Below are 13,188 nucleotides of genomic sequence, written 5' to 3'. Positions count from 1 at the left end.
GTGGCTCGCGTTCAGCGTTCCTCCAGCCGTCGTACGGTGAGCTCGATCTCCGACGCGAACTCGTCCAGGCGGCGCATCACGTCGTCCTGCATGCCGTCCAGGCTTCCCGCGAGTGCCTTCGGGTCCATGATCGCCGTCTCCAGGCCGGGGATGCTCGCACGGAGGTCGTCGAGGGCGGCGTTCACCGCCGTGAGGATCTCCCGCGCGAGATCCTCCGAGGCCATGCGCATGACCCGCGGATTGATGATCAGCTCACGGAGCCGTCCGTCCGGGCCGGCCACGGCGCTCACCTGCCCGTTCGCCGCCTGGCCGCTGCCCTGGAGCGTGTGCTCCACCGGGTCCCGCGGGTCCTCCAGCTCGGAGAGGAGCCGGCTGCTCTGAGCCAGCAGGTCGCCGAAGCGCTGCCCGTCCTGATGCACGTCGGCCGCTCTCAGCAGATAAGGGGAGGGATGGTCTCGTGCTGGGAGGCCCACACGTCGCCCTCCGGTGAGTAGATCGTCCGATCGCGCTCCTGCTCGTCCTCGCCGCCCGCACCGCTGCCCGGCATGAACGGCATCATCGAAGAGCCCGTCGCGCCCGTGCCCGCTCGCAGGATTCCGGCCTCGTTCATGCCCCCCGCGCCGGCTCCCTGCCCGCCGAATCCGGTGCCGGGCCCCTGCGCGCCGAACCCGGCGCCGGGGGGACGGGCGCCGACCGCGCCCTCTTGGGCGGAGCCGATCATCCCGTTGTGGTTCAGCAGGTTGGGGCCCATTCCGGTGGTGGGGCGGCTGTCGACGATGGTGGCCGGGGCGTTCAGCCCGGTCTGGCCGCTCGTCGGCGGTCCCGCGTTCCAGGGACTCTGGGTGTCGCTCGCCAGCTGGGTCTGCCGGGACGGATCATCCGCGCCGCCGATGACGGGGGGAGCCTCCGGCCCCGTCCCGTCCTGTGGGTCGGGGTCGTTCCAGCCGCCCTCGCCGTTCTGGCCACCCGGCACCTCGGTCCCGCCGGGTCCGTCCTGACCGCCGGGGGCACCCTGATCGCCGGTCCCGCCGGTCCCGTCCTGGCCGCCCGGTGTATCCGACCCGCCCGGCGTACCGGACCCGTCCTGACCGCCGGATCCGCCGGTCCCGCCGGTTCCGTCCTGATCGCCCGGCGTGCCGGAACCGCCCGCTCCGCCGGTCCCGGCGGACCCGCTCTGCCCCCCTGCCGCGCCGGATCCACCCTGGCCCGCGGACTGGCCGTTGTCGTGGCCTCCGCCGGTCCACACCCCCTCCGAGCGAGCATGGGGCACGTAAGAGGTGTCGACCGTGACCTTCGGAGCCTTGGCCTTCGGGGCGAAGGAGATCGGCTCGACGGAAGGAAGGTCGAAGGCCAGCCCGTCGGCGAGCGTGGCGTTTATCTCCTCGATCTCCATGTTGAAGTTGCGGAGATGGGTCTGGGCCGGCTTGTCGGGATCGACGATGGCGGGCGGCGCACCGATGGTGCCGCCCCCGACGCCCTCCGGGGCGCCGCCTGAGTTCAGCCTGTTCTGGCCCGGGCCGGGCAGCGGAGCGGCCGGAATCGTGTCGCGGTAGTGCCGGAGCCGCTCCGCGTACCAGGAAAGCGGTACGCCGGTCGCCAGCATCGCGTCGCCGAGCGCCCCCGCGGTGGCGTGCAGCTTGCGGAGCGTGGTCTGCACCTCGGCCGCGTCCTCGCCGCTCCACGCGTCCGCCAGCTGCTTGGCCGCACTGCTGATCGCGGCCTGGATTCCGAACTCGCCTCCGCCGTTGCCCCCTGATTTACCGCCGAGCAGCTCGGACCCGGCAAGAAAGGCCTTCCCCGCCTGCTCCAGCCGGTCGGGGTCGGTGGCCTTGAGTTTCTGTTCGATCTGAGCTCTGGTGAGCTTCCCCTCGTCAAGGCCGTACAGGGTTGAGTAGATCTTGATGAGTTCCCAGCCGCGACCAGACCCCATGGTGACACTCCCGCCATAACCTCACGCGCTGCTGGCGTCGTGACCCTTTTCGTAATTTTCGACGGCTTTTTCGATCGCCACGACCAAGGCTTCGTACTGTTCGGCCAATGCCTGATATTTGCCGTTCAGTACCGTGTAAGCCTGCGTGACGTTCTGGCCGAAATAATCGGCCGTCTCCCAGGTCCCGGTCTCCGCGGGACCCACGTTGCCGAGCCCCGAGATCTCGCCGAGCGTGCCGGGACCACTCCAGGTGGCGCTCATCGACGCCGGGGCCCCGCCCTTCAGCGCGGCGAGCTCGCTCCGCAGCGCTTGGGCGATCTTTCGGATCTGGGTGTGGTCGACGTCAGGGCCGGCTTTTCTGCCCGCCGCGTCAAGCCCGGGCCAGTCCTTCCGGAGCTCAAGCTCGGGAGGCGGCGTGCCAAACTCGCTGTCTCTCATGCCTTACCCTTCGGCGCCCCGTCGATGAGGGGCGATGTCACCGGCCGGTCGCTCATGAACAAATCCTCGTCCTCCAGCAGCCACGTCGACCGCTCACGCTCTTCGTCACCTTCGCTCGTGCCGGTTCCACCGGGTGGGATCAACGGCATCGCCGAGCCGGTGCTCGCGCTGAGGGCGCGTGCGGAGCCCATGCCTCTGGAGTCGGCCCCCGATCCGCTGCCTGCGCCACCGGCACTGCCTCCGCTGGTGGCTCCGCCGCCTCCGCCGGCTCCGTAGCCGACGGCGCCCCCCGGGGTGGGGGCGCCGATGCCCGTGGCGGAATTTCCGGAGCCGCTGCCCGGGTAGCCCTGCTGGCCGGAGTTGCCCGGGTGGTTCTGCTGGGCGGCGAGGCCGGGCGTCTGCGGGGTGTAGTCGGCCAGTTTGGTGTCGCGCCCGGGATCCCCGGACGGATACGCGCCGACCCCGGTGCCGCCGTTCGTCCCGGATCCGGTCCCATCGGCGCCGCCGACTCCGGTGCCGCCGTTCGCGCCGGGCCCGTCTGAGCCGGGTCCGTTCGCGTCAGGTCCGTTCGCGCCGGGCTCGTTCCAACCGGGCTCGTTCGCACCGGGCCCGTTCGCACCGGGTCCGTTCGGGTCAGATGGGTTCCAGCCGGGTCCGTTCACGCCGGGCGTGCCGCCCCCCGGACCGCCGGGACCGTCGCCGTTCAGGCCGAAGCCAGGCGTGGTGAAGTCGTTTCCGCCGGAGGCGGGGGCATACGACTGAACTCCGGCCGGGGGATACGGACCGGGGCCGCCGGGCCGGTACGCGCTCCCCGGAGGCGCGCCGGCATTGGGAGGGGTGAAGCCAAGCGGGGTGAACTCCGGGATGTCGGTCTTGACCGAGTGCGGAAAGGCCTCGTTGACCGAGGCCGTGGCCTGGGTCAGCTTCCTCAGATGCTCCTTGGCGGCCTTCAGGTCCTGCTCCGCTTTCGAGTCGCCGAACATGTTCTGAAAAGGCCCGTCCGTGAACAGCGTCGTGACGCCTCCGACGATCGTGCCGCCCACGGCCCCGATGACCGCTCCAGGCACGGCGCCGACCCCTCCGGCGAACACCCCGACTCCCGCGCCTCCTATGGCACCGACCGTTCCGCCCTCATAGGCCCCTTCAAGGAAGGAGATGTCCCGGTCCGCGCTCTGCGGCACATTGTCGCCCCTGAACTCCTTCAGGGTGGAGCTGTACATCTCCAGGGCCGGAGCGACGCCCGTGGGAACGTAGGGCCCCATCATCCCGGGAGGATTAGGCCCCACAATCGCGTCGACCACGCTCTGCGCCGACTCCCGGAGCCGCCGGAACTGGGTCTTCACCATTTTGGCGTCTTCGCCGGCGGTCCAATTCTTGTCGAAGGAATCGAGGTGCCGGTCGAGGCAGTCGATCAGGGACTTCAGGTTGGTCATCGCCGACCTGAACTCTCCCGCCGCATTCTCGATCAGCTCCGGCTTGGTATCGGCAAGAGCGGACTTCAGCATGTCCAGCGTGATGTCACCGGATTCGCCTGGTTCGATTTTTTCCCTGATCGGCATTTCTTTGGCAGCCACGAGTCCCCCGTCTCCTCAAGCCGACATGCCGGGTGTTCCGCCACGGCACAGGGGCCGCGCCTGTCAGACCTGGATCTGCCCGGCGCGCTCCATGCCGTCGCGTTCGGTGTTTTCGAGTTTTGTGACCGCCGTGTTGAGCAGTCCGATCACGTACGCGAGCTGCGTCGTGATTTCCGTATAGGCGCCGCCGACCGCGGTCCCGGCGTTCTGAACGCTCGTCTGGAAGCCCTGGGCGGCGGGCCAGAAACCGCCGATCGCCGCGCGATCTCCAAGGAGTTGCTGGACGGCACCGTTCTGGGCGAAGACGGGCGTGACCTTGTGGTTGCCCGGGCTGGGCCGCATCAACTCGAGCACCTCTTCGAGGTCCGTCTTAGCGTCCTTGACGGCCTTGTGGGTGACCTCGATCCCACCATCGCGACCCATGTCTACAGTCCCCGTCCACGGTCACGGCTCATGCCCTCCCCGCCTTCGACGGCGGGGAGGGCTTCGCAAACGTCTCTTCGATCACTTGCCGTCGAACATGGCGGTGTTGATTCTCTCAACGTCCTGCATGTTCATCCGGGTGATGTTGATGTTCTTGGCCAGCAGCGCCACGATGTCGGCCAGACCCTTCGCCTCGGCCTGCCACGTCGCTCGCGTGACGTTGTAGGCCTCCTGGGCGGAACCCTGCCAGAGTGCGGTCTTCTGGTTGAGCTTGTTCTCCAGGTCCTCAAGCTCGCCGACCAGACTGTTGAAGGCCGCCTGGAAGGCGCCTTCACCCACGTCCAACCCGCCGTAATTGACCTTGGTAACGTCAAAATCAACCATCACGGTCTCCGTTCGTTTTCGAAAGACGGATCAAGGGAGGCCTACCTGCCGGAGGCGGCGGGAGGGGCGGCGTTGATGAGGCTTTCGATCTTGCTGATCTCCGCGAGCGCCTCCTGGGTGAACGCGCTGTAGTTCTTGTTGCTCGACTGGATGTTCTGCGCGAGGTCCTGGAGGCTCTTCAGGATGACGTCGATGCGCTGGTGCCACAGAATGTGGACCTTGTTGAAAGCCTGGTGCGACTGGCCCTGCCAGCTGGCCTGCAGTTCGGCGCCTGCCGTGTCCAGGTTCTTCTGGATGGTGCGGATCCTCTCCGCGGAGTCCACGATCCAGTTGATGGCCTCTTGTAGGTCGTGCTCTTTTACCTGAGTCTGCTGAGCCACGGTCACCTCCACGTGATCTGCTCGCGCACGCCCACCCCCGGATGGTCAGGCAATGGCGACGAAACATCACACTAGCGATCAAGCGTCACACCGCTCACAGATGATCAAGTTGCAATTTCATTACAATCGTGCCCACATTTGGTATCCGTGCAGCTCGTGGGGTATTCGCGACTCTCGGTATTCGAGTGAGTGATGTATGTAGGGGGGGCTTGAGTCCGCATTAGATGATGATGGCCGATTTTGTCGTGGGCGGTCCTGCGCGGCGTGACCGTTACGCCGGTGCGTCACATGACATGGAGGGGATCCGCCTTCCCCTGTGGGCGATCCCTTGCCGGTGGCCGGCACGAGACCTCTCTGTACGGTGGCCGAATGGCTGACATAGTCTGCGTGATCGATGTGATCAGCTTTCGCGGGGGCTCATCCTCGTGGTGGAGGCGACTGTGACCGACGCTCCCGGAAACGACCCCTACGGCTATCCGGCCATGCCCGTGATGAAACCGGGCGTCACCAACCCCTATCTGTCGGATCCCGGGTTCGAGATGAAGCACGAAAAGGTCAGAGATCTCGGCGACGGCATGGGGAAACGCGCTCCGGTCATGACGGAGCTCAGCGGCAAGATCAGGGCCATCCAGATCAACACGCTCACCTTCGGCGCCATCGGCGGAGGTCTGAACGTGGCGCACACTCAGGTGCGTGACAGTGCCGCTGACGCCGTGGAAAAGGGCAGAGAAGTCCTGGAGTCCTGGAAAGAGGCGCTCTCCAAGGTCGCGGAGAATACCAAGGAAGCGGAGAAGGCCGGAGCCGGCAAGGAGGGGCCGGGCGGCCCCAAGCCCCCTGGCGCCGGTGGTGGGAAGATGCCGCCGTTCAAGGGGGCGGATCTGGGTGACTTGGGGGTCAAGGATCCCAAGGGACTGGGCGGCCTCGACGGGAGTGGACTCGGAGACCTGGGCAAGCAGCCTCCCGGGTTCGATGACAGCTTCGATCCTCCGGGTGCCGATGACGCTCCCAAGCCTCCCGATTTTGATGACAGCTTCGATCCTCCAGGTTCTGATGACATTCCCAAGCCTCCGGGTTCCGATGACGTTTTCGATCCTCCGGGTTCCGGCGATCTTCCCAAACCTCCCGGCATGGAAGATATTCCGAAGCCGCCCGGTTTCGACCCGAGTCAGGGAGATCCCGGGACCGCGGGTAACGTCGACCCGCCGAAACTGAACGGCCTTGACGAAGACGCACTGGGCAAGAACGCGTTGAACGATCCGCTAAAAACTGAACTTTCCGGATATGACCCGAAGTTGGCTGGGTTGGATGCTCCGTCTAATACGTTTAAAACGCCTGAAATGTCAGATCTGAGGTCGCCCGGCGCCGAGGGCGTATCCACGGGGGGCCGTACCGGCACCAGCACCGGAAGCGGTTTTTCGGGGGCGAACCCCGGTGGCGTCGCCGGTCAGGGCGCGGGTCTCGGGGGGCGCGGCCTGGGATCCAGCGGCATGCCCATGATGCCGCTCAGCCCCATGGGCGGCGGGGCGGGCGGCGAAGGCGACAAGGATCGTGAACGCTCCACATGGCTCACGGAGGACGAAGGCGTTTGGGGCGGCGACGGCGACGTCGCGCCTCCGGTGATCGAGTAGGGGAGAGACCTTCGCAATGTCGTACGACTCGGATCACACTCTTTATGTCACCGCGTTCTCCATGGCCGGGGCGGCCGCGATTGTTCTGCCCTACGCGAGGCCTATCTCATTCATGATGGGATTGATGATCGCCGACCCGGCCGACATGCAGAGAGCCGCGGCGCAATGGAATGACAAGTCGCCCGTCGATATCGGGCCGGCCCCCACCACCTTCACGGCCAGTTCTGCTCAGTTTCACCCCCCGATGGCCGCCCCGAGTGGCGGCGACATCGATTACCTCCGGCAGGAGTTGGGGCGGTTGGCGAGAACCGTCGGCGTCAACAAGGAATGGGTGGGCGCGTCTTATGACATGTTCATGAAAACCTTCAAGGAGTTCGACGACCAGCTTCTGTTACTTGAGAACCGCCGTAAGGGCGTGGGCGACAGTCTCGATTCGGCGGCAGAGATTTACCACTGGGGCGCCGTGATATGCATGTCCATAGCAGGGACTCTTATGGCATTGGCGGCTTTTGTTACGGCCGCTCGCTTTATCCCTCCGATCGCCGTGGGCGCCGAGACTACGGCGATGAGCATCGTGGCCAGGATCGGACTGTTTCTGCGGCAGGTCCTGAGCACACATATGAAAGTCATCTGGAAAGTCACCGGGATCGTCGCCGGCGTGGCCGTTCTCTATAACCAGCAGTCTCAGTCACTGCCCGGTATGAAGGCCATGAAGGGGGAGACACCCGAATTCACCCAGGCACTCAGCTACGAACCGGCCAGCGGAGGATTGGCTCCCGTCCTGCCCAAGGTGGATACCGATATCGAGCAGCCGTCGATGTTCCCGGACTTCGGCTGGTAAAGCCGATCGCGACCGGTCCTGGTGAAACCGGTCCGCGGATGGCGAGGCCCGGCCGGGCTCCGGATCGATTTCCCGGATCCGCCGAACTCCTGACCCGCCGAACCGCACCTGGTCCACTCGGCCGTGACGGCACCGTCCCCCGAGATACCCGCCCGGCGGTGACGGCGCTATCCCTGCGATCGGACCGGTGCCGGCTGGTTGACCTGAATGGGCGCCCGCGCGGCCGCGGCGTCGAGCGCGGGACCTTCGGGGATCAGCTTCATCAGGTGGGCGGGGAGCGGGGCCACCTCCTCCGGGGTGTAGCCGAGGCTCGGCAGCGAGCCGGGGGACGGGATGGAGTGCCGCCGGCCCTGGTCGCTGATCAGGAAGAGCGGCCCGACCGCGTCCAGCCTGCCGTCACCCGGAAGCACTCCCACCAGGGCGCCGCTGCCGGGCGGAAGCACCACCTGATCGACCACGTCCTGGTTGAACCAGCCCTTCGGCGGTGCGGGGATCCGCTCCGTGCCGCCCACCGTCAGAGACGCCCGGGTCGAACCGCGTTCGGTGTCGGAGTAGACGGCGCAGAGCGGGCTCGCCGGGGACGGCGAGCTGATCTCCGGCATGGTTGTGGGAAGCCCGTCGCCGCTCAGGTCGGTGGCCGACTCCTTCGTCCCGTTCGCGGTCGCGGCGTCCAGCTCGGTCTCCCGGACCGGCGCCCGGCCGTACGCCTCCTTGCTGGCGGAATCGGCCAGCAGCAGGGCGGCCTGGGTCGGGGTGAGGTCCGCCAGGCCGTCGGAGAGCAGGACGTACCACTTCGCGGGGCCGCCGACCACGGGCGGCACGGTGAACACCCTGCCGACCGCGGATTTCCCGCCGTCGGGTCCGGTCACCGCGCGGCCGCGATCGGGGATCGCCGGGCTCTTGAAGTCGGGCCCGGTGGGCAGCGCGTTGAGCCAGGCCGCGGGGACCTGGCGGGGCTGTTCCTGAGTCAGCGCTCGCACGCCCTTGGCCGGCACGCGCATCCGCCGGTTCGACCAGAGCAGCCAGGCCTGGCCCCCCTCCTCGACGACCATGGCCGAACTCGGTTCGACCGGCCTGCCGCCGACGTCGAGGCCGCCGATCAGCGAGGTGTACGGCCTGCGTTCACCGCCCGAGTCCATGCCCTCCATCACGCAGGCCGACCAGGGGGTGCGGACCAGATGGTCGTGGGCGGGCAGGGACTTGGGCGCGCCCGGGATGCCCACCAGTGCGCCACGCGGGAACTTCGCGAGCGAGGCCGCGGTGACCGTGCGGACCTTCACCTCCTGGTCGCCCAGCAGCAAACGGGCGGAGGTCACGTTGTCGACGGGGATCATCTTCCCCTCGGGGGCGCTGTAGATGAAGATCGCGCCCGACTCCTCCTCCACGATCACGTTCCCGGGATCGGTGAGCGCGGTCGCGTCGCCCGGCCGTAGCAGTCCCAGGATGCCGAAGCCGGCCGTCACCAGCACCGCGACCAGCACGCTGCCGAACATCGCCACGTTGTGCCGGCGCATCGGGGACTCCGGAAGGTCGGGTTCGCCCTGGAGCAGAGCCATCCCCAGGCGCTGGGTCATCAGCTTGTACGCCTGGTAAAGATCGCGACGGGTCTGCATCCCACCTCCGCCTCGCCGGGTGCGCGGTAGCCCACAGCATAGAAGCATGATCATGGAACGGTCTCACCGGGGCGAAGGGTGAACGGCGGTCGTCCACGACGTTTCCGATCATTGAAGGCCTGCGGAACAGGCCGAACGCGCGCGTGAGCGGCCTGGGCGAGGTGATAGGAGATATCACGGAAAAGTCGTCGATCATGGAGTGCGCATGACCCAGGACAAGTACGTCACGTCGAAGACGATCAAGGGGATCGGCACCGAGATCGGCGACGACGTCGTTCCGCAGATCAGGGAGCTGAGGGCGCTGGTGGACAGCACCGAGCTGGGCGGCGTCGGCTGGGGCGCCGTCGGGGAGCTGGCCATCGGGTTGCACTACCGCGGTGTGCAGAAGGACGTCAGGGAGAAGCTGGCACAGGCCCTGGACGTGCTGGAGTCCTGGCAGGACACGCTGAACACGGCCGCGGGCAACTGGCAGACCGCCGAGATCAACAGCACCGTCGTCTACCAGTGATCCAGAAGATCTGACATGCCGGTACCTGCGGGTAAGCCGCCGACCCCCCTGACCGCGGCCAAGAGCGCGCGGGGCGTGATCGTCAACTCGGCGAAGGTCGTCAGCACCATGGAGAAGGGCGCGCGACTGGCGCCCACGGCCTGGGCCGGTGTGGCGATCGCGGTGACCGCGATCGCGAACGTGCCGGGGATGGCCGACATCTACAACAACTGGGAGTCCCTCCACTCGCGCCTGGACACCGCCAACAAGAGTTACGTGGCCATGCTGCTGAACAAGGGCAAGGAAGGCTGGATCGCCGACGACCGCGACGCGTTCGACGACGCCGTCCAGCGGTACCAGGAGGCGCTGGAGAGCCTGCGCGGCTACATCAAGACGATCGCCGGGATCGTGGACGAACTCGGCGACTCCTACCGTGCCTACTGGCTGGCGATCGCGAAGGTCGCCGGGACCCTCCTCACCCTCGCCGCGATCGCCTCCGCGATGCTCGCGACGCCCTACGCGTCGTCGGCCGCGCTCAACCTGCGGATGCTCGGCATCATGGCCAGCAAGATCATCGCATCCTCGACGGCCATGCTCGGGAAAGTCATCGCCGCGGGGGCCGGCAGCATGTCGATCTACTTTTCCGGCAAAGCCTGGATGCAGTCGTTCAACCTGGAGCCCACCGGCCTCGCGAAGGTCGATTTCACCGCGGCCAGAATCAAGATCGACGGCCTGCCGGCCTTCCAGCCGCCGCCGCCCCCGAAAGCCGGGCAGTCGCTTCAGCTCCCGCCGTCCGGGAACTTCGAGTGGCTCTCCCCCAAGAAGGAACTTCCGGAGAAATACAAGTGATGAACTTCAACCCTGACGACCTGCGTCTGGAGAGCATGGAGGATCTGGAGGAGGTCGTACGGCAGAGCGAGGAGGCGCTGAGCCGGCTCGGCGGCGTCTACGGCGAGCTGGCGGCCATCACGGGGGAGGGCTTCGGCGCCGACGGCCTGGCCCGGGCCGTGGTGGACGGCACCGGCCGGATCCAGAAGATCACCTTCGACCCGCGCATCGCGCGCCTGGACACCCAGACGATCGCCGAGGCGGCGACCGAGGCGGTCCTGGCCGCCCAGAACGCCGCCCAGCGCCAGAACGAGGAGCTGATCAGGGAGGCGACGGGCGGTCAGCCGGTCAACCTGGACATGGACAGCGCCCGCCGCCATTTCGAGGAGATCGGCGAGGATCTGGCCCGCTCCCTGCGCGACCTGACCGGACGCGACTGACCGGACGCTGACCAGACCTGGCTGACCGGACGCGCCGGAGCCGGTCGGGTACGGTGCCGGATTCCTGTCCGGAGCCCGGCCCCGTACCCCATGTCCTCCCGGGCCGTCGGCGCTTCTCCTCCCGGCGGCGCCGGGGAGGATCGCTCGTTCGGAAGCCGGAAGGCGGCCGGAAGTCCGGCCTTGTACCTCATGTCTTTCCGGGCCGTCACCGGTGCCTCTCTTCCGGGCGGCGCCGGGGAGGATCGCTTGTTCGGAAGCCGGAACGGCGTCTCCGGAAGGCGGCCGGGGGTTCGGACGCCTTCCGGAGACGTCATCCGCAGTTGTCCCAGTCGGCCCCGCCGCTGCCGCCGGGTCCGCCGCCGGTGAAGCGGACGCACTTGCCTCTGGCGGGAAGGAAGACCGGGCCCGCGTAGTACTCGTAGTCGCCCCGATCGGTCTCGCTCTCTCCGCCCTGGACCTCGAGGGTGGCCCAGATCGAGGTGGCGGTGCCCACGTCGGTGTCTTTCATGGTGACCACGCAGTTGGAGCCGGTGGAGGCGCTGTAGAACTGGTAGACGGTCCCGCCGGCGAACGGGACGGACCGTTGCATGAAGTAGCCGGTTCCGCAGACCTGCTGAGGGGTGTAGGGGTTGGGGCGGGAGGCGGGCGGCTCCGGTGACGGCTCGTCGGCCGGCGGAGCGGGCGTCGGGGTCACGCTCGTGGCCGGCGTGGAGGACTCGCTCGGCGCCTGCGATTCGCTCGGCGCGGGCGTGGTCGCCGGAGCCGAGGTCGGTTCGACCGTCGGAGTCGCCGTCACCGTCACCGTCGGGGCCGGGGTGGACGACGCGCCGGTGGCCACCGGCGCGGGTGTCGGGACGGCGGTCGGCGAGGTGATCGTCGGGGGAGGGGTGACGAGCAGGGGCGTCAACGGAGTCGGCGGTGCGATCGTCGGGACCTGGGTGCTCAGCTTGGGCGGCTCGACGTCCGGGACCCGCACGTCGGGTGTGGTGTCCCAGGGCACGGTCACCTTGCCGGTGTCCGCCGAGTCCCCTCCGATGCCCTGCCCGGACTGGTCGGCCAGTCCCAGGACCGCGTGGGGAACCTTCCCCTCGGCGGCCGCCTGCCCCACGTTGCCGAGGGAGGCGTAACTTCCGGCGGCCCACAGGCCGAGTCCGGACAGCAGGGCGACCACGCCGACACAGGCGGTCAGCAGGATGGGGAAGCCACCGCTCTTCGGCCGATCCCCGGACTCGGCCTTCGCCTGCAGCACGACCGGCGCCTGCGAGGCGGGAGCCGCTTCCCGTGGGAGCGGTGGCGCACCCCAGCCGGACGGCGCCACCGGCTGCGGAACCGTGACGCCCGACTGCGGTACGGCCGGCGACGCCTCGCCCTGCCACGTGCCGTCCCCGGTGATCCGGATCGCCGGTTCCTCGCCGAGCAGGCGGAGCATGGCGGCTCTGGTGTCCGGCCGTTCGTAGGGATGTTTGTCGAGGCACGCGGTGAGCAGGGGGGCGAGCCCGGGAGGAAGGCCGATGAGGTTGGCCGGGTTGTGGAGGACCTTGCCGGGGTCTCCGCCGAAGGGGGGCCGGCCGGTGGCGGCGTAGACGACGGTCGCGGCCCAGGAGAAGAGGTCGGCGGGCCGTCCTGGGTGGGGGTTCGCCTCTACGCGGAGAAGTTCGGGGGCCCGGTAGTCGGGTTCGGGGTCGGTGGCGCCGAGGCCGATGTCGCAGACGCGGAGTCCGTCGGGGCCGAAGAGCACGGTGTCGGGGGTGAGGGCGCCGTGGGTGAGGCCGGACAGGTGGATCGCGGTCAGCGCGGTGAGGGTGCCGATGGCGAGTCGTTCCAGCGCGTCGCCGGTCAGGGGGCCGTCGGCGGTCACCGTCTCGCGTAGGGAGCGGCCCTGGACGTGTTCGCGGACGATGTAGGGAGAGTCGTCGATCCAGCCGGCTTCGATCAGCTTGACGGTGTGCGCGCCGGAGACGCGTTTGGCGGCGTACAGCCCGTTGGTGATCTGTTCGCGCGCCTGCGGGTCGGCCTCCGGGCGGGGAGCGAGCACGCGGATCACGCGCAGGGTGTCGTCGTCGGGCAGGTGGCCCAGATACACGGTCTGCAGGGGATCCTGGCCGAGACGCCCGACAAGAATGTGAACGCCTATGCGTTCCGGATCTTCAGGCAGTAAAGCTCCTAAATCCCCCATCTAATTCCTTTCAACTTAAATGCTCATAAAGTTTATAAATAGTGTG

Annotated in this window: 14 protein-coding genes; 5 read left to right on the top strand and 9 right to left on the bottom strand. The window is 67.9% G+C overall.

Annotation, left to right across the window (positions count from 1 at the left end):
- Positions 1-11: 11 nt before the first annotated feature.
- The 7 genes from CHC08_RS18145 to CHC08_RS18115 form a co-directional block, all read right to left on the bottom strand.
- The gene (locus CHC08_RS18145) at positions 12-419 is read right to left on the bottom strand and encodes a YbaB/EbfC family nucleoid-associated protein (protein WP_089208486.1); all 408 of its coding nucleotides are present in this window, start codon (positions 417-419) and stop codon (positions 12-14) included.
- An 11-nt stretch (positions 420-430) separates the two neighbouring features.
- The gene (locus tag CHC08_RS18140; RefSeq protein WP_089208485.1) at positions 431-1,930 is read right to left on the bottom strand and encodes a hypothetical protein; all 1,500 of its coding nucleotides are present in this window, start codon (positions 1,928-1,930) and stop codon (positions 431-433) included.
- A gap of 21 nt (positions 1,931-1,951) precedes the next feature.
- Entirely contained in the window at positions 1,952-2,368 is a 417-nt protein-coding gene (locus tag CHC08_RS18135; protein ID WP_089208484.1) for a hypothetical protein, read from the bottom strand.
- Complete coding sequence (locus CHC08_RS18130) at positions 2,365-3,942, bottom strand: WXG100 family type VII secretion target (RefSeq protein WP_143653260.1); 1,578 nt, start codon at positions 3,940-3,942, stop codon at positions 2,365-2,367. Before CHC08_RS18130 ends, CHC08_RS18135 begins: the two co-directional genes overlap by 4 nt.
- A gap of 63 nt (positions 3,943-4,005) precedes the next feature.
- Positions 4,006-4,365 carry a hypothetical protein gene (locus tag CHC08_RS18125; protein ID WP_089208482.1) on the bottom strand — a complete coding sequence of 120 codons (360 nt, stop codon included), beginning with the start codon at positions 4,363-4,365 and terminating at the stop codon, positions 4,006-4,008.
- A gap of 81 nt (positions 4,366-4,446) precedes the next feature.
- Positions 4,447-4,749, bottom strand: coding sequence for a WXG100 family type VII secretion target (locus CHC08_RS18120; RefSeq protein ID WP_089208481.1), 303 nt, complete (start codon positions 4,747-4,749; stop codon positions 4,447-4,449).
- Positions 4,750-4,790: 41 nt separating this feature from the next.
- Positions 4,791-5,129 (bottom strand): WXG100 family type VII secretion target, encoded by a 339-nt coding sequence (locus tag CHC08_RS18115; protein ID WP_179282097.1) that lies wholly within the window; start codon positions 5,127-5,129, stop codon positions 4,791-4,793.
- A 440-nt stretch (positions 5,130-5,569) separates the two neighbouring features.
- Between CHC08_RS18115 and CHC08_RS18110 the strand changes: the two genes are divergently transcribed.
- Both CHC08_RS18110 and CHC08_RS18105 read left to right on the top strand, forming a co-directional pair.
- Positions 5,570-6,757 (top strand): hypothetical protein, encoded by a 1,188-nt coding sequence (locus CHC08_RS18110; protein ID WP_089208479.1) that lies wholly within the window; start codon positions 5,570-5,572, stop codon positions 6,755-6,757.
- 16 nt (positions 6,758-6,773) lie between these two features.
- Positions 6,774-7,598: a hypothetical protein gene (locus tag CHC08_RS18105; protein ID WP_089208478.1), complete on the top strand. Its 825-nt coding sequence runs from the start codon at positions 6,774-6,776 to the stop codon at positions 7,596-7,598.
- Positions 7,599-7,765: 167 nt separating this feature from the next.
- Here CHC08_RS18105 and eccB read toward each other — a convergent pair whose 3' ends face one another.
- Positions 7,766-9,211: a type VII secretion protein EccB gene (gene eccB / locus CHC08_RS18100; RefSeq protein WP_089208477.1), complete on the bottom strand. Its 1,446-nt coding sequence runs from the start codon at positions 9,209-9,211 to the stop codon at positions 7,766-7,768.
- Positions 9,212-9,416: 205 nt separating this feature from the next.
- On the opposite strand from eccB, the gene CHC08_RS18095 reads away from it, so the two are divergent.
- From CHC08_RS18095 to CHC08_RS18085, 3 genes are read left to right on the top strand one after another with little or no spacing between them, the layout of a single operon-like run.
- Positions 9,417-9,719, top strand: a complete 303-nt coding sequence (locus CHC08_RS18095; protein ID WP_089208476.1) for a hypothetical protein — start codon at positions 9,417-9,419, stop codon at positions 9,717-9,719.
- 15 nt (positions 9,720-9,734) lie between these two features.
- Positions 9,735-10,547, top strand: a complete 813-nt coding sequence (locus tag CHC08_RS18090) for a hypothetical protein (protein ID WP_089208475.1) — start codon at positions 9,735-9,737, stop codon at positions 10,545-10,547.
- Positions 10,547-10,966: a YbaB/EbfC family nucleoid-associated protein gene (locus CHC08_RS18085; protein ID WP_089208474.1), complete on the top strand. Its 420-nt coding sequence runs from the start codon at positions 10,547-10,549 to the stop codon at positions 10,964-10,966. The genes CHC08_RS18090 and CHC08_RS18085 overlap by 1 nt, the downstream gene beginning before the upstream one ends.
- Before the next feature lie 310 nt (positions 10,967-11,276).
- Here CHC08_RS18085 and CHC08_RS18080 read toward each other — a convergent pair whose 3' ends face one another.
- Positions 11,277-13,142, bottom strand: coding sequence for a serine/threonine protein kinase (locus CHC08_RS18080; protein ID WP_089208473.1), 1,866 nt, complete (start codon positions 13,140-13,142; stop codon positions 11,277-11,279).
- Between the last annotated feature and the right edge of the window lie 46 nt (positions 13,143-13,188).

Source organism: Streptosporangium subroseum (assembly GCF_900188345.1).
Classification (GTDB): Bacteria; Actinomycetota; Actinomycetes; order Streptosporangiales; family Streptosporangiaceae; genus Streptosporangium; species Streptosporangium subroseum.
This window is presented reverse-complemented; position numbering and strand designations above follow the sequence as displayed.

Excerpts from the sequence above, each read along its gene's own strand:
- CHC08_RS18140 (WP_089208485.1), bottom strand. The coding sequence starts at position 1,930 with ATGGGGTCTGGTCGCGGCTGGGAACTCATCAAGATCTACTCAACCCTG.
- CHC08_RS18135 (WP_089208484.1), bottom strand. The coding sequence starts at position 2,368 with ATGAGAGACAGCGAGTTTGGCACGCCGCCTCCCGAGCTTGAGCTCCGG.
- CHC08_RS18125 (WP_089208482.1), bottom strand. The coding sequence starts at position 4,365 with ATGGGTCGCGATGGTGGGATCGAGGTCACCCACAAGGCCGTCAAGGAC.
- CHC08_RS18120 (WP_089208481.1), bottom strand. The coding sequence starts at position 4,749 with ATGGTTGATTTTGACGTTACCAAGGTCAATTACGGCGGGTTGGACGTG.
- CHC08_RS18105 (WP_089208478.1), top strand. The coding sequence starts at position 6,774 with ATGTCGTACGACTCGGATCACACTCTTTATGTCACCGCGTTCTCCATG.
- eccB (WP_089208477.1), bottom strand. The coding sequence starts at position 9,211 with ATGCAGACCCGTCGCGATCTTTACCAGGCGTACAAGCTGATGACCCAG.
- CHC08_RS18095 (WP_089208476.1), top strand. The coding sequence starts at position 9,417 with ATGACCCAGGACAAGTACGTCACGTCGAAGACGATCAAGGGGATCGGC.
- CHC08_RS18090 (WP_089208475.1), top strand. The coding sequence starts at position 9,735 with ATGCCGGTACCTGCGGGTAAGCCGCCGACCCCCCTGACCGCGGCCAAG.
- CHC08_RS18085 (WP_089208474.1), top strand. The coding sequence starts at position 10,547 with ATGAACTTCAACCCTGACGACCTGCGTCTGGAGAGCATGGAGGATCTG.
- CHC08_RS18080 (WP_089208473.1), bottom strand. The coding sequence starts at position 13,142 with ATGGGGGATTTAGGAGCTTTACTGCCTGAAGATCCGGAACGCATAGGC.